The organism is Micromonospora sp. WMMA1998, assembly GCF_027497375.1.
GTDB lineage: Bacteria > Actinomycetota > Actinomycetes > Mycobacteriales > Micromonosporaceae > Micromonospora > Micromonospora sediminicola.
Window position 1 is genome coordinate 5,841,948 of record NZ_CP114911.1, and the last position, 21,055, is coordinate 5,863,002.

A 21,055-nucleotide genomic window follows, 5' to 3' on the forward strand; every position below is an offset into this window, starting at 1 on the left:
GGTCGGTCAGAAAGCTTGCCCGGCGCTGGACGACGGCTGAGCGGTGGCCCAGGGTGAGCGGAGCGACACGCCTCACCCCGCTCACCTCACGGAGCTGCCAGTGACCCACCCCTCCGCCCCGCGCCGCCGGGCCCTCGCGGCCCTCGCCGCGGTCGCGCTCACCGCCGCCGGCCTGGCCCCCGCCGCCCCCGCGAACGCCGCGCCCGACCACACCACCGTGGTCAAGGCCGTCCCCTCCACCGCCTCGCCGGACATCGTGGACGGCAGCGTCGACGCGATCCACGACGCCGGCACGAAGATCATCGCGGCCGGCTCGTTCATCCGGGTGCAGAACCGCGGGTCCGACGTCGACATCACCCGCAACTACCTGCTCGCCTTCGACAAGGCCACCGGCGCCGTGGACACCGCGTTCGTACCCGTGGTCGACAACGAGGTGTACGCGGTCGTCGCCGGCCCGACCGCCGGCACGGTCTACGTCGCCGGCAAGTTCAACACCGTCAACGGCGTCACCCGGCGCAAGGTGGCCCTGCTCGACGTGGCCACCGGCGCGCTGGTCACCAGCTTCACCGGCCCGGCGTTCAACGGGTTGGTCAACGACATCGCCCTGGTCGGCGACCGGCTGCTCGTCGGCGGCATCTTCACCACGGCCGGCAACAGCAACCCGCGCGGCGGCCTGGCCTCGCTCAACGCCACCACCGGCGCGCTCGACGGCTACCTCACCACCGCGCTGACCGAGCACCACAACTACGACGGGGTCAGCGGGTCCAACGCCGGGGTCGGCCCGGAGAAGCTGGCGGTCTCCCCGGACGGCACGACGCTCGTGGTGATCGGCAATTTCAAGAAGGCCGACGGGGTGCTGCACGACCAGATCGTCAAGCTGGACCTGGGCGCCACCGCCGCCACCGTGGCCGACTGGAACACCAGCCGGTACACGCCGCGCTGCAAGTGGCAGGCGTTCGACTCGTACATGCGTGACATCGCGTTCGCCCCGGACAGCAGCTACTTCGTGGTGGTCACCACCGGCTCGCCGTTCGGCGGCACGCTCTGTGACGCCGCGGCGCGGTGGGAGGCGGCCGCGACCGGCCCGGACCAGCAACCGACCTGGGTGGACTACACCGGCGGCGACACGTTCCTGTCGGTCGGCGTCAGCGAACAGGCGGTCTACGTCGGCGGGCACTTCCGCTGGCTGAACAACAGCACCGGCGCCGACAACGCCCGGGCCGGCGCGGTCGGCCGGGCCAGCATCGCCGCGCTGGACCCGCGTACCGGCCTGCCGCTGTCCTGGAACCCGGGCCGGCACCCGCGCGGCGTCGGGGCCACCGAGATGCTGGTGACCCCGACCGGGCTCTGGGTCGGCGGGGACACGTCGTGGATTGGCAACTTCCAGTACCGGCGGGAGCGGATCGCGTTCTTCCCGCTGGCCGGCGGCGCGGCCCCGCACCCGACCACCTCGGCGACCCTGCCGGGCCGGGTCTACCAGGCCGGCGTGCCGAAGCTGACGAACGTGCTCTACCGGGTCAACGCCGGCGGCCCCGCGGTCGCCGCCACCGACGGTGGACCGGACTGGGCGGCCGACGACGGCGGCAACCCGAGCCCGTACCACAACAGCGGCAGCGCCACCGCCGGCTTCGCGCCGGTCGGCACGCTCGACGCGACGGTGCCGGCCGGCACCCCGGCCGCGCTCTACAGCGACGAGCGGTACGACCCGGCCGCCGCCCCGGAGATGACCTGGCAGTTCCCGGTGCCCGCCGGGACCGAGGTCCAGGTACGGCTCTACCTGGCCAACCGCTACGACGGCACCGGCACCGCCGGCAAGCGTGTGTTCGACGTGGCGCTGGAGGGCGCCACCGTCCTCGACGACCTGGACCTGTCCGCGAGCGTCGGGCACAACGTCGGCACCATGCGGGAGTTCACCGTGGTCAGCGACGGCACGGTGGACCTGGAGTTCCGGCACGTGGTGGAGAACCCGCTGGTCGACGGCGTCGAGATCGTCAAGACCGGGGCGCCGCCGGCCGGCACCGGCGACGAGGTCCAGGCCCGGCCGTACGACGGCGCCACCACCGTCGGTGCGGCGACGCCGGTGGCGAACCCGGACGCCACCGCCTGGTCCACCGTCAAGGGTGCGTTCTGGGTCGGCGGCACGCTCTTCTACGGCCTGAACGGCGCGCTCTGGCGACGCACGTTCGACGGGACCACGTTCGGCGCGCCGGCGCTGGTCGACCCCTACCACGACGCCTACTGGGACACGGTGGAGACCGACTCCGGCCCGGCCGGGCAGACGTACGTCGGGGTGACCACCGGCTTCTACGCGGAGATCCCCAACGTGACCGGGATGTTCCATCTCGACGGGCGGCTCTACTACACGCTCGCCGGGCAGAGCGGCCTGTTCTGGCGCTGGTTCACCCCGGACAGCGGCGTGGTCGGCGCGGACCGGTTCACGGTGGCCGGGTCGGGCGGCCTCGTCGACGCCGGCGGGGTCTTCGTCTCGGGCGGCACGCTCTACAAGGTCAACCGCAACACCGGCGACCTGTCGGCCACCGACTGGGCGAACGGCGCGCCGACCGCGACGTTCACGGTGCGCAGCGGTCCGGCGGTCGACGGCGTCGACTGGCGGGCGAAGGCGGTCTTCGTCGGCCCGTAAGGAAGGGCCCCCTTTTAACGCCTCAGGCAGAGGAAGGGCCCCTTGTTAACACCCGGGTGTTAACAAGGGGCCCTTCCTTGTCAGGGGGCGGTGGAGGGTGGAAGGATCATGACGTCAGCCGAGTGTGGAAGGGGGTGTGGTGATGTCCGTTCCGAACCGTCCCGCGCCCCGCGTTCCCCGCTGACCTCGCACTCCGGCGGGGCGCACTCCCCATTGGAGGATGCACCGTGAGCGCACGGATGCACTGCATGACCGTCGAATCCGACGACCCGTACGCGCTGGCCAGCTGGTGGGGCCGCGTGCTCGACCGCGAGCTGCACGACGACGACCACCCCGGTGACCCGGAGGCGGTCCTCGTGGCGCCCGACGGGCACGGCACCGACCTGCTCTTCGTCCGGGCCGAGGAGCGCCACGGCAAGGGCGCGTTCCACCTCGACCTGCACGCGGCCGAGGGCACCCGGGACGAGGAGGTCGTACGGCTGCGCGACCTCGGCGCCACAGTGGTCGCCGACCGCCGCCGACCTGACGGCACCGGCTGGGTCGTGCTCGCCGATCCCGAGGGCAACGAGTTCTGCGTCTGCCGCAGCCCGGCGGAGCGGGCCGCGTCGTCCTGACCCGGAAACGGCACCGGGCCCCCGCCGTCGGCGGGGGCCCGGTGTGCGAGCGGTGTCAGTCCTGCTTCTCGATCTCGCCGCGCAGCGAGACGAACTCCGACTGGAGCTCGGCGGCGGACTTGAAGTAGATCACCACCATGCCCAGGCTGCCCTTGTCGACCCAGATGCAGACGCCGACCGGGATGCCCTCGGTCTTGCCGTCGCCGCACTTGGCGTCGCCGCCCAGCGGGCCGGCGTCGACCGTCTTGAACTCCTTGGCGCCCAGCTCGGGGGTGATCGCCGTGATGGCGTCCGCCATCTCCTTCTTCGGGTCGGCGATGACGCCGGAGACGCCGGCGATCATGACCAGGTCCTTCTTGGCCGGGTCGCCGTAGAACGCGCCGGCCGTGCTGGTCGCGTTCGGCACGTCCTTGCTGAACTCGGACTTCATCTGCAGCGCGGCGCTCTGCAGCTCGGGCTGGCTCACCTTCGGCCGGCCGCCGAGCGTCGTCGGCTCGACGACCCGGGTCTTGGTGGCGGTGACGACGTCCTTGACGTCGTCGCCCGCGGCGAGCCAGAAGGCGACGCCGCCACCGACGCAGAGCACCAGGACGACGGCGAGGACGATCAGCAGGATCTTGCCGACCCCGGACTTCTTCTTCGGCGGCACCGGGGCGCCGAGCTGGTCGCCGCCGTACTGCGGCTGCTGCGGGACCTGCGGGTAGTCACCGCCGTACTGCGGCTGCTGCTGCGGAGCCGGCGGGTAGCCGCCGCCGTACTGCTGCTGCGGCGGCTGGTAGCCGCCGGGCTGCTGCGGGGGAGGGGGGTAGTTGCCGGGGTAGGGATTGGACGGCGGCTGGGACATGAAGGCAGCTCCTGTGAAGATTCTGGACGCGTGATGGTAGCCATGACCACCGACGTGCCGCTGTCCGCCCAAGGCCGGTGTGACGAAACCGGAACCCAGCCGTGACCGGGCCCGCAACGCCGATCGCGGTGGCCGGAGCCGCCCCGAGGGGCGGCCCGACCACCGCGATCGATGTCCCGGTCGGTCAGCGCAGGCTGGCCGCGCCGCGCGGCAGGAACCGCTTGCCGGTCACCCGCTCGGAGGTGCCGGTCCGGTCCAGGTACGGCGTGACGCCGCCCAGGTGGAACGGCCAGCCGGCGCCGAGGATCATGCACAGGTCGATGTCCTGCGCCTCGGCGACGACGCCCTCGTCGAGCATGAGCCGGATCTCCTGCGCGAGCGCGTCGAGCGCGTTCTGCCGGACCTGCTCGGCGGTGAGCGGCTGGTCGCCGACCACGAGCAGCTTCGCGACCTCGTCGTTGATCTGGTCGTCGACCACGATCGGCTGGCCCGAGTCGGCGATCCGCTTGAGGTTCTCGCTGACCGCGAACCGGTCCGGGAACGCCTCGTGCAGCGTGCCGCCCACGTGGTAGGCGACGGCCGGGCCGACCAGCTGGAGCAGCGCCAGCGGACGCATCGGCAGGCCCAGCGGGTCCAGCGCGCTGTTCGCCACGTCCAGCGGGGTGCCGGCGTCGACGGCGGCGAACACGGTGCCGAGGAAGCGGGTCAGCAGCCGGTTGACCACGAACGCCGGGGCGTCCTTGACCAGCACCGACGACTTCTTGAGCTGCTTGCCGACCGCGAACGCGGTCGCGAGGGTGGCGTCGTCGGTCCGCTCGCCGCGGACGATCTCCAGCAGCGGCAGCACCGCGACCGGGTTGAAGAAGTGGAAGCCGACGACCCGCTCCGGGTGCTCCAGCTCGGCCGCCATCTCGGTGATGGACAGCGAGCTGGTGTTGGTGGCGAGCACCGCCTCCGGCTTGACGATCTTCTCCAGCTCGGCCCAGACCTGCTTCTTGACGCCCAGGTCCTCGAACACGGCCTCGATGACGAAGTCGGCGTCGGCGAACACGGACTTGTCGACCGAGCCGCTGACCAGGCCGTAGAGCTTGGCCGCGGTGCCCTTGTCCATCCGGCCCTTGCTCACGGCCTTCTCGATCTGGGTGTGCACGTAGCCGACGCCCTTGTCCACCCGGGACTGGTCCAGGTCGGTCAGCACGACCGGCACCTGGAGCCGCCGGGCGAACAGCAGCGCGAGCTGGCTGGCCATCAGGCCGGCGCCGACGATGCCCACCTTGGTGACCGGCCGGGCCAGGCCCTTGTCCGGCGCGCCGGCCGGGCGCTTGGCCCGCCGCTGCACCAGGTCGAAGGCGTACAGGCCGCTGCGCAGCTCCTCGGAGAAGACCAGGTCCGCGAGGGCCTCGTCCTCGGCGGCGGTGCCGGTGGCGAAGTCGGCGTCCTTCGCGGTCTCCAACAGGTCCAGCGCCTTGTACGCGGCCGGGACCGCGCCGTGCAGCCGCGCATCGAGGGTCTGCCGGGCGAAGTAGAGCACGCCCGCCCACATGTCCTTGTCGACCTCGGGCCGGGTGACCGTGACCTCGCCGCGGACCACGCCGGCGGCCCACTCCAGGGACCGCTCCAGGAAGTCGGCCGGCTCCAGCAGCACGTCCGCGATGCCCATCTCGGCGGCCTGCTTCGGCTTGAGCATCTTGTTCTGCATCAGCGGGTTCTGCAGGATCACCTGCGTGGCGGCCGGGATGCCGATCAGGTTCGGCAGCAGCTGGGTGCCGCCCCAGCCGGGCACCAGGCCGAGCGAGACCTCGGGCAGCGCCAGGGCCGCCGCGCCCGCGGACAGCGTCCGGTAGTGGCAGTGCAGCGCCAGCTCCAGGCCACCGCCCATGGCCGCGCCGTTGACGAACGCGAAGGTGGGCACGGCGCTGTCCTTGAGCCGGGCGAAGACCCGGTGGCCGAGCCGGCCGACCTCCAGCGCCTGCTCGCGGTCCGCCAGCTGGGGGAGGCTGGTGATGTCCGCGCCGACACAGAAGATGTACGGCTTGCCGGTGACCGCGATGAACGACGGCTCCGCCGCGAGCGCGGCGGTGATCGCCTCGTCCAGGCTGGTCAGGCCGCCCGGGCCGAAGCTGTTCGGCTTGGTGTGGTCGAACCCGTTGTCCAGGGTGATCAGGGCGGCGGGCCGGTCCAGTCCCGGTACGTTCACCGCGCGCAGCAGCGCCTTGGTGACGACCTCGTTCGGTGCCTTCACTTGTCGCCCTCCCAGTTCGGGTTCTCCCAGATCACGGTGCCGCCCATGCCGATGCCGATGCACATGGCGGTGACGCCGTAGCGGACCTCGGGGTGCTCGGCGAACTGCCGGGCGAGCTGGGTCATCAGCCGGACGCCGGAGGACGCCAGCGGGTGACCGATGGCGATCGCGCCGCCCCACGGGTTGACCCGCGGGTCGTCGTCGGCGATGCCGAAGTGGTCGAGGAACGCGAGCACCTGCACCGCGAACGCCTCGTTCAGCTCGAACAGGCCGATGTCGTCGATGCTCAGGCCGGCGATGCGCAGCGCCTTCTCGGTGGAGGGGATCGGGCCGACGCCCATCACCTCCGGCTCCACGCCGACGAAGCCGTACGACACCAGCCGCATGCCGATCGGCAGGCCCAGCTCGCGGGCGGTCTCCTCGGCGACCAGCAGCGCGGCGGTCGCGCCGTCGTTCAGGCCGGCCGCGTTGCCCGCGGTGACCTTGCCGTGCGGCCGGAACGGGGTCTTCAGACCGGCCAGCTTCTCCATCGAGGTGTCCCGGGGCGCCTCGTCCACGGTGGCCAGGCCCCAGCCGCCCTCGGCGTCGCGCACGGCCACCGGCACCAGGTCGCCCTGGAGCTTGCCGTTGGCGTACGCCTTGGCGGTCTTCTGCTGGGAGGCGAGCGCGAACGCGTCGGTGCGCTCCTTGGTGATGTGCGGGACCCGGTCGTGCAGGTTCTCCGCGGTGGAGCCCATCACCAGGGCGGACGGGTCGACCAGCTTCTCCGCGACGATCCGCGGGTTGGGGTCGACGCCCTCGCCCATCGGGTGGCGGCCCATGTGCTCGACGCCGCCGGCGATGGCCACGTCGTAGGCGCCCATGGCGATGCCGCCGGCCACCGTGGTGACGGCGGTCATCGCGCCGGCGCACATGCGGTCGATGGCGAAGCCGGGCACGGTCTTGGGCAGGCCGGACAGCAGGGCGGCGGTGCGGCCGATGGTCAGGCCCTGGTCGCCGATCTGGGTGGTGGCGGCGATGGCCACCTCCTCGACCTTCTCCGGCGGCAGCTGCGGGTTGCGGCGCATCAGCTCACGGATGCATCGGATCACCAGGTCGTCGGCGCGGGTGTTGGTGTACATCCCACCCGCCTTGCCGAACGGGGTACGGACGCCGTCGACGAAGACGACATCCCGAACTTCACGGGGCACTTGGAGCCTCCTGACCGGCACTGGCATTTCCCCGGATGCTACTCGCCAGTAACCAAGCGCGTCACCACCCCCCGTGTGGCCCGTCCCACACCAGGCCGGGCCACACGGGGGATGAACGTCAGGACGACGGGACGCGCAGCGCCTCGGTCAGCGCGGGCAGAAGCAGGCCGAGCTGCCACTCCCGGGCGCCGAACGTCCGCAGCGTCTCCGCCACCGTCGCGTCGGTGATCTCCTCCGGCGGCTGCCACGCCAACCGGCGGATCGAGTCGGGCGCGACCAGGTTCTCCGCCGGCAGCCGATGCGTCGACGCGGTGCCGACCACCACCTCCCGGCAGCGGGCCAGCCGGCCCGCCGCGACCGGGTCGCGCTCCGCCCACCGGTGCGGCGGGGGCGGGCCCTCGACCGCCGGGCTCACCGGCAGTGCGTCGTCCGGCAGCTGGCGTGCGTCGTCCAACGCCGCCAACCAGGTGCGCGCCAGCCGGCGCACCGACCGGCCGCCGAAGCCGGGGAGCGTCAGCAGCGTCTTCTCGTCCTTCGGGTCCAGTTCGGCGGCGGCCACGATGGCCGAGTCCGGAAGCACCCGGCCCGGGGCGGCGTCCCGCCGGGCGGCGATCTGGTCCCGGGCGTACCAGAGGGACCGCACCCGCGCCTGGGCGCGGGCGCCGCGGACCCGGTGGATGCCCGACGTGCGGCGCCACGGTTCGGCGCGGACCCGGGCCGGGCGGGCGCCGCCCCGCACCAGCGCGGCGAACTCCTCCGCCGCCCAGCCGGACTTGCCCTGTCGGTCCAGCTCCTCGTCGAGCGCGTCGCGCAGGTCGACCAGCAGCTCCACGTCCAACGCCGCGTACGTCAACCAGGACTCCGGCAGCGGCCGGCTGGACCAGTCCGCGGCGGAGTGGTGCTTCTCCAGGCTGAAGCCGAGTAGCTGTTCGGTCAGCGCGGCCAGGCCGACCCGCTCGAACCCGGCCAGCCGGGCGGCCAGTTCCGTGTCGAACAGCCGGCGCGGGCGCAGCCCCACCTCGGCCAGGCAGGCGAGGTCCTGACTGGCCGCGTGCAGCACCCACTCGGCCTCGGCGATGGCCGCGTCGAGCGCGGACAGGTCGGGCAGCGGCAGTGGGTCGACCAGCGCGGTGCCGGCCCCCTCGCGGCGCAACTGCACCAGGTAGGCCCGCTGGCTGTAGCGGTATCCGGAGGCGCGTTCGGCGTCCAGGGCCACCGGGCCGGTGCCGGCCGCGAAGCGGGCCACGACCTCGTCGAGCTCGGCCGGGGTGGCCACCGGGGCGGGCGTGCCCTCACGCGGGGCGGTCAGCGGGACGGCTGCGCCCGCGTCGGTCTCGGTCCCCGCGTCCGCCGGCTCCGGCACGGCCGACGACGGATGTGGGGACACCTCTCCCGTACGGCTTTCGGCGGCCCGACGGCGCAGGGGTGGTTCGTCGGTCACCTGACAACCCTAGTAGGCCGGACGATCCGGCGTGCGCAGCCGGTCGGGCGCGTGTCGGCGGGATGTCCGTCAGGTGTCCGGAAGGGGCCGCCTTGCGCGCACGTGAGAGGGTCGGACAACGGGGGAGACAAACCCCGTTCCCGCCGGTACGGTCCATCGGGCCGTGAGCGGCGCATGGCCGCCGGACGGGCGGTCGGCGGTCGTCGGCGGAGCCGACGGGGAGGACGGACGATCATGGCAGGCGGGTACGGAACCGGCGAGCCGGGGCGGGACGGTGACGGCACCGCCGACCGGCCGGGGCCGCTGCCCCCGCGGATGGCCCCGCCCGGCGCGGCGACCCCGTTCCCCGGACATCCGGCCCCGCCCCCCGCGACCGCCGGCCCCGATCCGGCCCGGGACGCGGCCGCCGGATACCGGCCGGCGTCCGGCGCCACCTACCCGGACCCGGCGGGCCAGCCCGGGTACGACGCCGGTCACCGGCCCGCCGGCGGGACGTATCCCGGCCGACCCGACCTCCCGGGTACGGCCCACCCGTCGGCCCGCGCGGGGGCGTCCGTCGTGCCGGTCCAACCGACCCCGGCCGCGCCCCACCCGACCGCCGGCGCGTCCTACCCGGCGCAGCCGAGCCCGGGGCCCTCCTCGTCGGCCCAGCCGGCCTCCTGGTCCTCCTACCCGGGGCAGCCGACCTCGGGCCCGGTGTATCCGGGGCAGTCGGGGTCGGGTTCGGCCTATCCGGCGCAGCCGACCTCGGGACCGGCGTACCCGGGCCAGCCCGCCTCCGGGCCGGCGTATTCGGGGCAGTCGGCGTCGGGGCCGGGGTATGCGGCGTACCCGGGTCAGGCGCCCGGTGGGTTCGGCGTGCCGCCCGTCGCGCACCCGGACCGGTCCGGCCGGCGCGGCCGGCTGCCGGTGGTGGCGCTGGTCCTGGCCGGCGTGCTGGCCGTGGTCACCGGCGTGCAGGCGTACCAGATCCACCGGCTCGACGACCGGCTCGCCGCCGCCGACCGGCGGACGGCCGAGGCGCAGGGGGCCGACGCCCGCCGGCTGGACGGGCTGGAGCAGCGCGCCGGAAGCCTGGAGAAGCAGGCCGGCGCCGCCTTCAACCCGGAGGCGGTGGCGAGCGCGGTGCTGCCCAGCGTGTTCCGGGTCCGGGCCGGGCAGTTCACCGGCACCGCGTTTGCGGTCGGCAAGGCGCCGGCCGGCGGCGGCACCACGCTGCTCACCAACTTCCACGTGGTGGAGGCCGTCTTCACCGCCGGCGAGCGCAAGGTGTTCCTGGAGCGCACCGACCAGCGGTTCGAGGCGACCATCGTCGCCACGGACAAGGAGAAGGACCTGGCGCAGCTGCGGACCACCGCGAAGTTCAGCGGCCTGGTCGCGGCGCGGACGCCGGTCAAGTCCGGCCAGCAGATCGTCGTGGTCGGCGCGCCGCTCGGTCTGCAGGACAGCGTCACCACCGGCGTGGTGAGCGCGTTCCGCAAGGACGAGGGAGGCTCCGGCCCGGTGATCCAGTTCGACGCGCCGATCAACCCCGGCAACTCCGGTGGCCCGGTGATCAACGGCTCCAAGGAGGTCGTGGGCATCGCCACGGCCAAGGCCCGCGACGCCGAGGGCATCGGTCTGGCGGTGCCGATCAAGACCGCCTGCGACCGGTTCAAGCTCTGCTGACCGATCGGTCCGGGTCGCCCCACGGGGGGCTCAGCACATCTGGAGGAACGACATGTCCCAGCCACCGATCGGAGCGGGGGACAACCCGCCCCCGCCGCCGGGCGGCACGGTCTACGGCAACCCGTACGGGGGCCAGGCCACGCCCCCGTCGTACGGGCCGGCCCAGCCCGACCCGACCCGACAGCAGCCGCCCGTGCCGGGCCAGTACGCGCCGGGCGCCGCCCCGGTCCCGGCCCCCGGCCAGCCGATGTCGGCGCCGCCGGTCTCCGGACCCGGGTACGGGCCGCAGCCGATGTCCGCGCCGCCGGTCTCCGGTCCGGGTTACCCGCCGATGTCGGCCCCGCCGGTCTCCGGACCCGGGTACGGCCCGCAGCCGATGTCCGGGCCGCCCGGCGCCGTGCCGCCGTACACCCCGACCGGGTTCGGTCCGCCGGCGGGCGCGCCGGCCGGCGGGGGCCGGGGACGGACGGCGCTGATCCTGGGGATCGTCGCCGGCCTGCTCCTGGTCCTCGGCGGCGTGATGACCGGCCTCTACGTCACCACCAACGGCAAGCTGGACAAGGCCGAGCGGCAGGTCAGCCAGCGCGACGGCACGATCGCGGCCAACTCGCAGGAGATCGAGAAGCTCAGGGGTGAGCTGAAGACGGTGCAGGAGCGGCTCGCCGACACCGAGCAGGACCTCACCGGCACCAAGAACGACCGGGACGAGCAGGCCCGGCAGAAGAAGGTCATCGCCAACTGCCTGGACAAGCTGACCACCGCGATCACGGCGGCGTCCCGCGGCGACAAGGCCGGCTTCGAGGCGGCCAACAAGGGCCTCGACAAGGTCTGCGACGAGGCCGAGAACTACCTCTGACCGCGCTTCACCCGATCGACCACGAGGTGGGCGGCGTTCTGGATCTCCGGGACCGCCGTCGACCTCGTGGTTTGCGGGTCAGGCGGCACCGGCGCGGCGGGGCAGCGCCGTGACGCCGGGCGGCGGCAGGCCGGCGGTGGAGGCCAGCAGGGTGCACCAGCCGAGCAGGTGCGGGGCCAGGTCGGCGCGCAGCGGCGTCCAGGAGGCACGGATCTCGATGTCGCCGGCGGCGGGCGGCCCGGCCAGCTCGCCGAACCGGGTGGAGAGCGTCTGCGTGACCGTGCCGCCGATCGCCCGGTGCCCGGCGCCCTGCGCGTCCAGCGCGTCGGTCAGCCAGGTCCAGCCCACGCTCGGCAGCAGCGGGTCGCTGGCCAGGTCGACCTCCAGCTCGGCGGTGACGTAGGTGACCAGCCGCAGCGTGCCCTGCCAGGCCTCGTGCCCGGCCGGGTCGTGCAGCAGGATCAGCCGCCCGGTGGCCACCTCGTCGTCGTCGCGCAGCACCGCGGCGGAGAGGGCGAACGCGTACGGGGCCAGGCGCTGCGGGGCCCCGACCTCCTCCAGCACGATCTCCGGGCGGGGTGTCGCCGACCGCAGCCCCGCGACCGCGCGAGCGAACGTTTCCGGGAGCGCGATCGGGGGGGCCATGCGGGCAGCCTATGCCGCCCCCGCCGTGCCGCGCGTGACGGCGCGCCGGGTGATCGACGGTTAAGAAGGGGCCCTTCCTCTACCGCAGGCGTTAAGCGGGGGCCCTTCCTTCTACGTCACAAATGCGGACGGTGAGCGTGGGCGCCGCCGGGGCGCGTGGCACGATTGCCGCGATGACCACCGACACCACGGGCACTGCCGCCCGAGACGGAGAACCCCGCCGCGGCGGGCCGGCCGACTCGCCCTTCGTGCGCGCCTGCCGGCGCGAGCCGGGCCCGCACACCCCGGTCTGGTTCATGCGCCAGGCCGGCCGGTCGTTGCCGGAGTACCGGGAGATCCGGGCCAGCGTGCCGATGCTGGAGTCGTGCCGCCGGCCCGAACTGGTCACCGAGATCACGCTCCAGCCGGTCCGCCGGCACGGGGTGGACGCGGCGATCCTGTTCAGCGACATCGTGGTGCCGGTGGCGGCGGCCGGGATCGACCTGGACATCGTGCCCGGCACCGGCCCGGTGGTGGCCGAGCCGGTGCGGACCGCGGCCGATGTCGAGCGGATCTCCCCGATCGGCCGCGACGAGGTGTCCTACGTGGACGAGGCGGTGCGGCAACTCGTCGCCGAGCTGGGCGACACCCCGCTGATCGGCTTCGCCGGCGCGCCGTTCACGCTGGCCAGCTACCTGGTCGAGGGTGGGCCGTCGCGGACCCACGCGAAGACCAAGGCGCTGATGTACGGCGATCCGGAGCTGTGGCACGCGCTCTGCGCCCGGCTGGCCGAGGTGACGCTGTCGTTCCTGCGGGTCCAGATCGACGCCGGCGTCTCCGCGGTGCAGCTCTTCGACTCCTGGGCCGGCGCGCTCTCCGAGGCCGACTACCGCCGCTTCGTGCTGCCGCACTCGACGTACGTGCTGGGCGGGCTGGAGCACGCCGGGGTGCCCCGGATCCACTTCGGGGTGGGCACCGGCGAGCTGCTCGGCGCGATGGGCGAGGCCGGCGCCGACGTGGTCGGCGTGGACTGGCGTACGCCGCTGGACGTGGCCACCCGCCGGATCGGGCCGGACAAGGCGGTGCAGGGCAACCTCGACCCGACCGTGCTGCTCGCCCCGTGGCCGGTGGTGGAGGCCGAGGTGCGGCGCATCGTCGAGCAGGGGCGGGCCGCCCCCGGCCACGTGTTCAACCTCGGCCACGGCGTCCTGCCGGAGACCGACCCCGACGTGCTGACCCGGGTGGTCGCGCTGGTGCACGAGCTGTCCGCGCGACCGGCCCGCTAGGAGGAGCCGTGGCGCGACCGTGGCGGGTGGCGATCGTCGGTGGCGGGATCACCGGGCTGGCCGCCGCCGTCCGGTTGCGCGACCGCGCGCCCGCCGGCACCGAGATCACCGTGTACGAGCAGTCCGGCCGCCTCGGCGGCAAGCTGCGCACCGGTGAGCTGGCCGGCGGCCCGGTCGAGTTCGGGGCCGAATCGTTCCTGATGCGGGACCCGGCCGGCGGCGAGTCGGCGGCGGTGACCCTGGCCCGCCGGCTCGGGTTGGACGCCTCGATCGTGCACCCGACCGTCGGGCAGGCCGCCCTGCTGGTCGACGGCGGACTGCGCCCGGTGCCGGGCGGCACGCTGGTCGGCGTACCCGGGGATCTGGAGAAGGTGGCGGCGGTGGCGCGGCCGGCGGACGCCGACCGCGACGCGGGCCGCCCGCTGCTGGCGCCGGACGAGGACGTCGCGGTCGGGGCGCTGGTCCGTGAGCGGCTCGGCGACGCGGTGGTGGACCGGCTGGTCGACCCGATGCTCGGCGGCGTCTACGCCGGCCGGGCCGACGACCTCTCCCTGGTCACCACCATGCCGGCGCTGGCCCGCGCGGCCCGCGCCGAGCACACGCTCGTCGGTGCCGTACGGGCGGCGCAGGCCGCCGCGCCGCGCGCCCCCGGCGCCCCCGTCTTCGGCACCCTCGCCGGCGGGCTGAGCACGCTGGTCGAGGCCGCGGCGCGGGCCAGCGGGGCGACGATCCGCCGGGACGCGGCGGTACGCGAGCTGCGCCGCACCCCGACCGGCTGGCGGATCACCGTCGGGCCGACCCGGGACGCCGAGCAGGTGGACTCCGACGCGGTGCTGCTCGCGGTGCCGGCCCGACCGGCCGCCCGGCTGCTCGCCGGCGCGGCGCCCACGGAGGCGGACACCGTCGGCGCGTTGGACTACGCCAGCGTCGCCCTGGTCACCCTGGCGCTGCCCGGCCCGGACCTGCCGGAGCTGTCCGGCTTCCTGGTGCCGGCCGCCGAGGGCCTGCTGATCAAGGCGTCCACGTTCTTCACCACCAAGTGGGGACACCTGCGCCGGCCGGACGGGCTGGCGCTGGTGCGCGCCTCGGTGGGCCGCTACGGCGACGAGACGTCGCTCCAGCTCCCCGACGACGACCTGGCCGCGACCGTGCACCGGGAGCTGTCGGCGGTGCTGGGCGCGCCGCTGCCCACCCCGGTGGCCCGGCACGTGCAGCGGTGGGGCGGGGCGCTGCCGCAGTACACCCCGGGGCACGCCGACCGGGTGGCGGCGGTCCGGACGGCGCTGCGCGCCGCCCACCCGACGCTGGCGGTGGCCGGCGCCGGCTACGACGGCGTCGGCATCCCGGTCTGCGTCCGCTCCGGCGAGACGGCGGCCGAAGAGATCATCACGGCACTGGGAGGATCGGCAGCATGACCGAGCAGACCAACGCGGCGCGGCTGCGGGAGCTCAACGAGACCATCCGCTACACCATGTGGTCGGTGTACCGGGCGACCAGCCCGCTGCCCTCGCTGCGGGAGAACGTCGTCGACGAGGTCGAGTCGCTCTTCGCGGAGCTGGCCGGCAAGGACGTGACGATCCGGGGCACCTACGACGTGGCCGGCCTCCGCGCCGACGCGGACCTGATGATCTGGTGGCACTCGTCGTCCAGCGACGCGTTGCAGGACGCGTACCTGCGGTTCCGCCGGACCACGCTGGGCCGGGCGCTCACCCCGGTCTGGTCGCAGATGGCGCTGCACCGCCCGGCCGAGTTCAACAAGAGCCACATCCCGGCGTTTCTGGCCGACGAGCAGGCGCGCGCCTATCTCTGTGTCTACCCGTTCGTCCGCTCCTACGAGTGGTACCTGCTGCCCGACGCCGAGCGGCGCGAGCTGCTGGCCGAGCACGGCAAGATGGCCCGGGGCTACCCGGACGTGCGGGCCAACACGGTCGCGTCGTTCGCGCTCGGCGACTACGAGTGGATGCTCGCGTTCGAGGCCGACGAACTGCACCGGATCGTGGACCTGATGCGCGACCTGCGGGCCTCCGGGGCGCGCCGGCACGTCCGCGAGGAGATCCCGTTCTACACCGGCCGGCGCCGCCCGATCGCCGACATCGTCACCTGCCTGGTGTGAAAGGAAGGGCCCCCTTTTAACGCCTCCGGTAGAGGAGGGGCCCCCTTTTAACACCGACGTGTTAAGAGGGGGCCCCTCCTTACCGCGGGGGGTCAGGCGGTCGTGGTGCAGGAGAGGATGCCCGGCACCGGGTTGGTGCCGGTCGTGGTGCCGGTGAAGCCGAACGAGGTGCTCGCCCCCGGCGCCAGCGCACCGTTGTAGGACACGTTGCGGGCCGTGACCAGCGTTCCGCTCGTGGCCACCGTGGCGTTCCACGCCGAGCTGACCTGCTGCCCGTTCTGGTAGTTCCAGCTCACCGACCAGCCGCGGATCGGCGAGCCGCTGCCGTTGGTCACCTTCACCTCGGCCTGGAAGCCGCCGCCCCACTGGCCGGTGATCTGGTAGGTCGCGGTGCAGCCCCCGGCCGGGTTCGGCGTGCTCGGCGGCGTGGTCGGGCCGCCCGTCGGCGAAGAGGTGGGCGTGGTGGTCGGCGAGGAGGTGGGCGACGCGGTCGGCGTGGTGGTCGGCGACGGGCCGGCCCCGCCGAAGTCCACGTCACTGCACAGGTAGTAGGACTGGTCCAGGTGGCTGGCCTGCCAGATGGTGTAGACGATGTGCCGGCCGGTGCGACCCGGCGCGTTCGCCGGCACCTGGATCGACACGCCCGACGTCTCGGGCGTCCACTGGCTGGCCGGGGTGTTGCCGATCTGGCCGACCTGCTCCAGGTCGCTCCAGCGCAGCGGTGTGGTCAACGCGTTGAAGCCCTGCTTGGTCACGTACACCCGGATGTAGTCGGCGCCGTGGCTGGCCTGGTCGTACAGCTTGATCCGGAAGTTGTTGGAGATCGAGGTGGTCTTCCATGCGCCGACCGTGTCGAGCGCGTTGTAGCGGCCGGCGGAGGTGCGCCCGCCGCTGCACAGTTGGCCGTCCGGGATGGCGCCCTGGTGGTTGCCGGCGACGCCCTCGCGGAACAGGCCGTTCCAGTTCCACATGGCGCTCGGGTCGGCCTGCCAGGCCTGCCAGCACATCGGGTCCTGGGTGGCCATCGCCGGGTTCTGGAAGTCGCTGCCCCAGCGCTGCCAGCAGCCGTAGTTGCGCGACGCCGGGTCGACCACCGACCCGTGCGCCGCGGCCGGGCCGGAGAACGCGGTGGTGAGCAGCGCCGCGACGACCGCGCAGACGCCGAGGATCGCCGCCGCGAGCGGGACGCGACGGCGGTACGGAGTGGACATGTGAAGCCTCCGGGGTGGTGGGGATGTCGGTGCCCGACGCCCGGACTGTCGGGAGTTGCCCTCTCCCGCGTGGCGGCTCCGTCCGCACGCTGCCACAGAAAGCGATAGACGTCAATTAGTTGGGATTCCGGCGCATCGGGGTGTGCGGGATGCCGTCCTCCACGTAGCCGGGGCCGTCGACCGCGAAGCCGTGCCCGGCGTAGAACGCCACCAGGTGCGTCTGCGCCTCCAGCACGCACGGCCGGTCGCCCACCTCGGCCAGCGCCTCGGCCATCAGCGCGCCGGCCAGGCCCGCGCCGCGGGCGGCCGGCGCCACCACCACCCGCCCGATCCGGGCCACGCCGTCGGGGTCGGCCAGGATCCGCAGGTACGCCAGCACGGCGCCGTCACGGGTCAGCCAGAGGTGGCGGGTGCCGGGCTCGACGTCCCGGCCGTCGAGTTCCGGGTACGGGCAGGACTGCTCGACCACGAACACGTCGATGCGCAGCCGGAGCAGGTCGTGGAAGGTGCGGGCGTCCAGTTCGCTGAACGCCGCGACGTGTGAGTCGATGGACGGTGGCATCCCGCGATGCTAGGTCGCGTCCACCTCGGCGGTGGACTCGACGTCGGTGCGCGCCGGCGCGGCGACCCCGGCGGAGCGGGCGGCGCCGACGTGGCGGGCCACGGTGCCGACCACGCCCACCGCCACCAGGGCGGCGACCACGGCGGCCACCCCCCACGGTCCGAGGCGGGCCAACCCGTCGCTCACCCAACCCTGCACCCGGCCGGCCGCGGCGATCACCGGGTCGTCCGCGCCGCCGCCGGCGAACAGGCGCACCTCGTACCAGCCGTACCAGGCCACGTAGCCGCCGGTGAGCACGAGCAGCACGCCGGCGAGCCGGCCGAGCAGCGGCGCGGCGCGGCGGGTGCGCCGGACCAGCGACTCCCGGGCCAGCGCCACGGCGAGCGCGGCGGCGCCGACCGCCAACCCCATGCCCAGGGCGTACGCCACGAAGAGGCCCATGCCGGCGAGCGGACTGCCGGCGCGGAAACCGGCGACCACCACGGCCAGGAACGGCCCGATCGTGCACCCGAGCGACGCCACCGCGTACGCCGCGCCGAAGAGGGCCATCGAGCCGAACCGGGCCCGCACCGCGGGACCGGCCGCCGGACGCGGGGTGAACGTCGGCAGTTGCCGGCCCGTGAACAGCCAGACGCCGGCCGCCACCAGCGCCACCCCGATCAGCACCGACACCCAGGGCAGACGACGCGCCACCGCGTCCGCGGCCGGGCCGGCGAGCAGGCCGAACGTGCCGAAGACCGCGACGAAGCCGACGGTCATCGCGGCGGTCAGGGCCAGCGCCCGGCCCACCGGCGCGAGCGACCCCCGGGCGGCCGCCGGGCCCTCGCCCGACACCAGCACCGACAGGTACGCGGGCAGCAGCGCGAAGCCGCACGGGTTCACCGCGGCGAGCAGGCCGGCGGCCAGGGCCAGGCCGTAGGGGGCGTCGGGCATGTCAGGCCAGCCCGGCGACGCGACGGCGCAGTTCCGCCTGGGACAGCGCGCCGGAGTGGGTCACCCGGCCGGCGGAGTCCAGCAGCACGTACCACTCCTGGCTGCGGACGCCGAACCGGCGCCACACCTCACCCTCGTCGTCGGCCAGGTTGGGGAACTCCGCGATGCCGGTGTCGCCGGCGAACCGCCGCATCGCCTCGTCGCCGCTGCCCAGCCCGGCCACCCCGATGAGGTTGACCCGGTCGGCGTGGTCCCGGCGCAGCGCGGCCACGTCCCCGGCGACGCCCCGGCAGCGGCCGCACCAGGCCGCCCAGAACCACAGCACGGCCGGCTTCCCGGCCAGGGCGCTGCCGGCGAAGGGCTTCCCGTCGATCGTGCGTACCGTGAAGTCCAGCACGGCGGGGACCGGCGCGGCGGCGGAGGCGGTGGGCGCGGCGGTCGTCCCGGCGGGTGTCGTGGGCGCTGAATTCGGGGTGGCCGGGGCCGGCTCGGCGGCCGGGCGGTCGGCCCCGGCGCAGCCGGCGAGGGCGAGCACGGCGGTCAGTGTCAGTGGCAGCAGCGACGATCCGGTGGCGGGCATGGCCGGATGCTAACCGGGCCCGACCGGCGGCAACCCTTACTGCCCACTTACGGCCGCTCTAGGCGGGGCGGGCGCCGACCGCGTCGCGGATCTCGGCGCCCTGGTCGCCCTCGACCGCCCGCGCGCAGTGGGCGCAGCAGAAGAAGCGGCCGGAAACCTCGACGCCGTGCCCGACGATCTTGATCTGACAGTGCTCGCACACCGGCGCCATCTTGTGCACCGCGCACTCGAAGCAGTCGAACGTGTGCCGGGACCCGTCGACCGTGCGCACCTCGAACGCCATCCAGTAGTCGTTGCCGCAAACTTCACAAGTAGCCATGCGAAACCCTCCGAAAACGGACCTGTCACCCCAGGGTCGCGTGATCGACACACCCGGGCAACCGGAACGGGCGAACCTGGTCCGGCCCGACGGCGAGTCGCTCCCGGCGTGTCGTGCGTTGACTGTGGTGACCGCTGCAATTCCGGAGGATCCGTGATCAAGCGCAACAAGCTCTTCGGCAACCAGACCCGGGTGACCTTCTCGCTCCCGCGGGACGCCCCGGCCGGCACCGTCAGCGTGGTCGGCTGCTTCAACGGGTGGGAGCCGGGCCGGCACGAGCTGGTGCCGCGCCGTGACGGCACCCGGACCGTGACCGTGCGGCTCGGCCCGGGTGAGTACCGCTTCCGCTACCTCGCCACCGGCGGCGTCTGGCTCGACGACGAGGCCGCCGACCAGGTGGACGAGGCCGGCGGCCTGCTGCGACTCTGAGCGCGGTCAGCCGCCGGTCGGCTCCAACCGCACCGAGATCGAGTTGACGCAGTGCCGGGTGTCCTTCGGGGTGAAGCCCTCACCCTCGAAGACGTGCCCCAGGTGACTGTCGCACCGGGCGCAGCGGATCTCCGTGCGCCGCATGCCGAGCGTGTTGTCGGGGATCTCCTTGACCGCACCCGGGATGGCGTCGTCGAAGCTCGGCCAGCCGCAGTGCGAGTCGAACTTGTCCTGGCTGCGGAACAGCTCCAGCCCGCAGGCCCGGCAGTGGTAGACGCCCGGGGTCTTGGTGTCGACGTACTCGCCGGTCCAGGGCGCCTCGGTGCCGGCCTCCCGGAGCACCCGGAACTCCTCCGGGCTCAGGCGGACGCGCCACTCGTCCTCGGTGCGGGGCACTTCGTTGTCGGAAAGACTCACCCGTCAACGGTACGTCGGCCGTCGGTGCCATCGCATAGGGTCGCCTGATGGCGGGCAGCAGAAGCGCCGTCGAGGAGATCGAGGTCGCCGGGCGGGCCGTGCGGCTCAGCAGCCCCGACCGGGTGATCTTCCCGCAGCGCGGCTTCACCAAGGCGGACGTCTTCCACTACTACCTGGCGGTCGGCGACGGGATCACCCGGGCCCTGCGGGACCGGCCCACCACCCTGCAACGCTTCCCCGAGGGCATCGAGGGGGAGATGTTCTTCTCCAAGCGGGTGCCGACGCGCGGCGTACCCCCGTGGATCCGCACCGCGGAGATCAGCTTCCCCAGCGGCCGGAAGGCCGACGAGCTCTGCCCGGCCGACCTCGCGCACGTCGCCTGGGCGGCGCAGATGGGCACTGTCGTGTTCCACCCGTGGCCGGTGCGCGCCGCCGACACCGACCGGCCGGACGAACTGCGCGTCGACCTCGACCCGCAGCCCGGCACCGACTTCGCCGACGCGGTGACCGCCGCCGGGGAGCTGCGCGGGCTGCTCGACGAGCTGGGGGTGCCCGGCTGGCCGAAGACCTCCGGTGGTCGGGGCGTGCACGTCTACCTGCGCATCCAACCGCGCTGGACCTTCGTCGAGGTGCGCCGGGCCACCATCGCGCTGGCCCGCGAGCTGGAACGACGCCGACCCGAGCTGGTCACCACCGCCTGGTGGAAGGAGGAGCGGGGCCGGCGGGTCTTCGTCGACTTCAACCAGACCGCCCGCGACCGCACCATCGCCTGCGCATACTCGCTGCGGGCCAACGCCCGCGCCACCGTCTCCACCCCGGTCGAGTGGGACGAGCTGCCCGAGGTCGACCCGGACGACTTCCACCTGGGCACCGTGCCGGCCCGGTTCGCCGAGCGGGGCGACCCGCACGCCGGCATCGACGACGCGCCGTGGGACATCACCCCGCTGCTGGAGTGGGCCGAGCGGGACGCCGCCGACGGCCTCGGCGACCTGCCCTACCCTCCGGAATACCCCAAGATGCCCGGCGAGCCGAAACGGGTCCAGCCCTCCAAGGACCGCGACCGCCCGCGCCCCTGAGCCGCCCGT

Annotated in this window: 20 protein-coding genes; 9 read left to right on the plus strand and 11 right to left on the minus strand. The window is 73.9% G+C overall.

Going from position 1 to position 21,055, the window contains the following annotated elements; genetic code table 11:
• Window positions 1–100: 100 nt before the first annotated feature.
• Both O7600_RS27185 and O7600_RS27190 read left to right on the plus strand, forming a co-directional pair.
• Entirely contained in the window at window positions 101–2,641 is a 2,541-nt protein-coding gene (locus O7600_RS27185) for a malectin domain-containing carbohydrate-binding protein (protein WP_281591245.1), read from the plus strand.
• Window positions 2,642–2,868: 227 nt separating this feature from the next.
• Entirely contained in the window at window positions 2,869–3,255 is a 387-nt protein-coding gene (locus O7600_RS27190; RefSeq protein ID WP_281591246.1) for a VOC family protein, read from the plus strand.
• Between the two features lie 55 nt (window positions 3,256–3,310).
• Here O7600_RS27190 and O7600_RS27195 read toward each other — a convergent pair whose 3' ends face one another.
• From O7600_RS27195 to O7600_RS27210, 4 genes are all read right to left on the minus strand, one after another.
• Window positions 3,311–4,099, minus strand: coding sequence for a hypothetical protein (locus O7600_RS27195; RefSeq protein WP_281591247.1), 789 nt, complete (start codon window positions 4,097–4,099; stop codon window positions 3,311–3,313).
• Window positions 4,100–4,283: 184 nt separating this feature from the next.
• On the minus strand, window positions 4,284–6,341 hold the full coding sequence (locus O7600_RS27200; RefSeq protein ID WP_281591248.1) for a 3-hydroxyacyl-CoA dehydrogenase NAD-binding domain-containing protein: 2,058 nt from the start codon (window positions 6,339–6,341) through the stop codon (window positions 4,284–4,286).
• Window positions 6,338–7,531, minus strand: coding sequence for a thiolase family protein (locus O7600_RS27205; RefSeq protein WP_281591249.1), 1,194 nt, complete (start codon window positions 7,529–7,531; stop codon window positions 6,338–6,340). Before O7600_RS27205 ends, O7600_RS27200 begins: the two co-directional genes overlap by 4 nt.
• A gap of 118 nt (window positions 7,532–7,649) precedes the next feature.
• The gene (locus O7600_RS27210) at window positions 7,650–8,972 is read right to left on the minus strand and encodes a ribonuclease D (RefSeq protein ID WP_281591250.1); all 1,323 of its coding nucleotides are present in this window, start codon (window positions 8,970–8,972) and stop codon (window positions 7,650–7,652) included.
• 234 nt (window positions 8,973–9,206) lie between these two features.
• Between O7600_RS27210 and O7600_RS27215 the strand changes: the two genes are divergently transcribed.
• Both O7600_RS27215 and O7600_RS27220 read left to right on the plus strand, forming a co-directional pair.
• Complete coding sequence (locus O7600_RS27215) at window positions 9,207–10,640, plus strand: trypsin-like peptidase domain-containing protein (protein ID WP_281591251.1); 1,434 nt, start codon at window positions 9,207–9,209, stop codon at window positions 10,638–10,640.
• Between the two features lie 52 nt (window positions 10,641–10,692).
• Complete coding sequence (locus O7600_RS27220) at window positions 10,693–11,496, plus strand: hypothetical protein (RefSeq protein ID WP_281591252.1); 804 nt, start codon at window positions 10,693–10,695, stop codon at window positions 11,494–11,496.
• 78 nt (window positions 11,497–11,574) lie between these two features.
• Here O7600_RS27220 and O7600_RS27225 read toward each other — a convergent pair whose 3' ends face one another.
• Window positions 11,575–12,141: a DUF3000 domain-containing protein gene (locus O7600_RS27225; RefSeq protein WP_091579455.1), complete on the minus strand. Its 567-nt coding sequence runs from the start codon at window positions 12,139–12,141 to the stop codon at window positions 11,575–11,577.
• Between the two features lie 173 nt (window positions 12,142–12,314).
• On the opposite strand from O7600_RS27225, the gene hemE reads away from it, so the two are divergent.
• Genes hemE through hemQ form a run of 3 tightly spaced genes read left to right on the plus strand, consistent with a single transcriptional unit; the run spans window position 12,315 to window position 15,519 of the window.
• Window positions 12,315–13,406, plus strand: a complete 1,092-nt coding sequence (gene hemE / locus O7600_RS27230; protein ID WP_281591253.1) for a uroporphyrinogen decarboxylase — start codon at window positions 12,315–12,317, stop codon at window positions 13,404–13,406.
• A gap of 8 nt (window positions 13,407–13,414) precedes the next feature.
• Complete coding sequence (gene hemG, locus O7600_RS27235) at window positions 13,415–14,821, plus strand: protoporphyrinogen oxidase (protein ID WP_281591254.1); 1,407 nt, start codon at window positions 13,415–13,417, stop codon at window positions 14,819–14,821.
• On the plus strand, window positions 14,818–15,519 hold the full coding sequence (hemQ, locus tag O7600_RS27240) for a hydrogen peroxide-dependent heme synthase (RefSeq protein ID WP_174531047.1): 702 nt from the start codon (window positions 14,818–14,820) through the stop codon (window positions 15,517–15,519). Before hemG ends, hemQ begins: the two co-directional genes overlap by 4 nt.
• Before the next feature lie 92 nt (window positions 15,520–15,611).
• Here hemQ and O7600_RS27245 read toward each other — a convergent pair whose 3' ends face one another.
• The 5 genes from O7600_RS27245 to O7600_RS27265 all read right to left on the minus strand — a co-directional run bounded on the left by O7600_RS27245 (window position 15,612) and on the right by O7600_RS27265 (window position 19,124).
• Window positions 15,612–16,730, minus strand: coding sequence for a lytic polysaccharide monooxygenase (locus O7600_RS27245; protein ID WP_281591255.1), 1,119 nt, complete (start codon window positions 16,728–16,730; stop codon window positions 15,612–15,614).
• Between the two features lie 115 nt (window positions 16,731–16,845).
• Window positions 16,846–17,292: a GNAT family N-acetyltransferase gene (locus tag O7600_RS27250; protein WP_281591256.1), complete on the minus strand. Its 447-nt coding sequence runs from the start codon at window positions 17,290–17,292 to the stop codon at window positions 16,846–16,848.
• Between the two features lie 9 nt (window positions 17,293–17,301).
• Window positions 17,302–18,225 carry a cytochrome c biogenesis protein CcdA gene (locus O7600_RS27255; RefSeq protein ID WP_281591257.1) on the minus strand — a complete coding sequence of 308 codons (924 nt, stop codon included), beginning with the start codon at window positions 18,223–18,225 and terminating at the stop codon, window positions 17,302–17,304.
• A 1-nt stretch (window position 18,226) separates the two neighbouring features.
• Window positions 18,227–18,805 carry a redoxin domain-containing protein gene (locus tag O7600_RS27260; protein ID WP_281591258.1) on the minus strand — a complete coding sequence of 193 codons (579 nt, stop codon included), beginning with the start codon at window positions 18,803–18,805 and terminating at the stop codon, window positions 18,227–18,229.
• A gap of 58 nt (window positions 18,806–18,863) precedes the next feature.
• Window positions 18,864–19,124, minus strand: coding sequence for a Prokaryotic metallothionein (locus tag O7600_RS27265; protein ID WP_091579424.1), 261 nt, complete (start codon window positions 19,122–19,124; stop codon window positions 18,864–18,866).
• A gap of 153 nt (window positions 19,125–19,277) precedes the next feature.
• Here O7600_RS27265 and O7600_RS27270 point away from each other — a divergent pair, with 153 nt between their 5' ends.
• Complete coding sequence (locus tag O7600_RS27270; protein ID WP_091579420.1) at window positions 19,278–19,553, plus strand: isoamylase early set domain-containing protein; 276 nt, start codon at window positions 19,278–19,280, stop codon at window positions 19,551–19,553.
• A 6-nt stretch (window positions 19,554–19,559) separates the two neighbouring features.
• On the opposite strand, the gene msrB is transcribed toward O7600_RS27270, so the two are convergent.
• Window positions 19,560–19,970 carry a peptide-methionine (R)-S-oxide reductase MsrB gene (gene msrB, locus O7600_RS27275; protein ID WP_281591259.1) on the minus strand — a complete coding sequence of 137 codons (411 nt, stop codon included), beginning with the start codon at window positions 19,968–19,970 and terminating at the stop codon, window positions 19,560–19,562.
• Between the two features lie 47 nt (window positions 19,971–20,017).
• On the opposite strand from msrB, the gene ligD reads away from it, so the two are divergent.
• Window positions 20,018–21,046 (plus strand): non-homologous end-joining DNA ligase, encoded by a 1,029-nt coding sequence (gene ligD / locus O7600_RS27280; RefSeq protein ID WP_281591260.1) that lies wholly within the window; start codon window positions 20,018–20,020, stop codon window positions 21,044–21,046.
• Window positions 21,047–21,055: the final 9 nt, after the last annotated feature.

What these genes read in the sequence shown, in the direction of transcription:
- O7600_RS27195 (WP_281591247.1), bottom strand. Translation starts at nt 4,099, where the DNA reads ATGTCCCAGCCGCCGTCCAATCCCTACCCCGGCAACTACCCCCCTCCC.
- O7600_RS27215 (WP_281591251.1), top strand. Translation starts at nt 9,207, where the DNA reads ATGGCAGGCGGGTACGGAACCGGCGAGCCGGGGCGGGACGGTGACGGC.
- O7600_RS27220 (WP_281591252.1), top strand. Translation starts at nt 10,693, where the DNA reads ATGTCCCAGCCACCGATCGGAGCGGGGGACAACCCGCCCCCGCCGCCG.
- O7600_RS27225 (WP_091579455.1), bottom strand. Translation starts at nt 12,141, where the DNA reads ATGGCCCCCCCGATCGCGCTCCCGGAAACGTTCGCTCGCGCGGTCGCG.
- hemE (WP_281591253.1), top strand. Translation starts at nt 12,315, where the DNA reads ATGACCACCGACACCACGGGCACTGCCGCCCGAGACGGAGAACCCCGC.
- hemQ (WP_174531047.1), top strand. Translation starts at nt 14,818, where the DNA reads ATGACCGAGCAGACCAACGCGGCGCGGCTGCGGGAGCTCAACGAGACC.
- O7600_RS27245 (WP_281591255.1), bottom strand. Translation starts at nt 16,730, where the DNA reads ATGTCCACTCCGTACCGCCGTCGCGTCCCGCTCGCGGCGGCGATCCTC.
- O7600_RS27250 (WP_281591256.1), bottom strand. Translation starts at nt 17,292, where the DNA reads ATGCCACCGTCCATCGACTCACACGTCGCGGCGTTCAGCGAACTGGAC.
- O7600_RS27255 (WP_281591257.1), bottom strand. Translation starts at nt 18,225, where the DNA reads ATGCCCGACGCCCCCTACGGCCTGGCCCTGGCCGCCGGCCTGCTCGCC.
- O7600_RS27260 (WP_281591258.1), bottom strand. Translation starts at nt 18,805, where the DNA reads ATGCCCGCCACCGGATCGTCGCTGCTGCCACTGACACTGACCGCCGTG.
- O7600_RS27265 (WP_091579424.1), bottom strand. Translation starts at nt 19,124, where the DNA reads ATGGCTACTTGTGAAGTTTGCGGCAACGACTACTGGATGGCGTTCGAG.
- ligD (WP_281591260.1), top strand. Translation starts at nt 20,018, where the DNA reads ATGGCGGGCAGCAGAAGCGCCGTCGAGGAGATCGAGGTCGCCGGGCGG.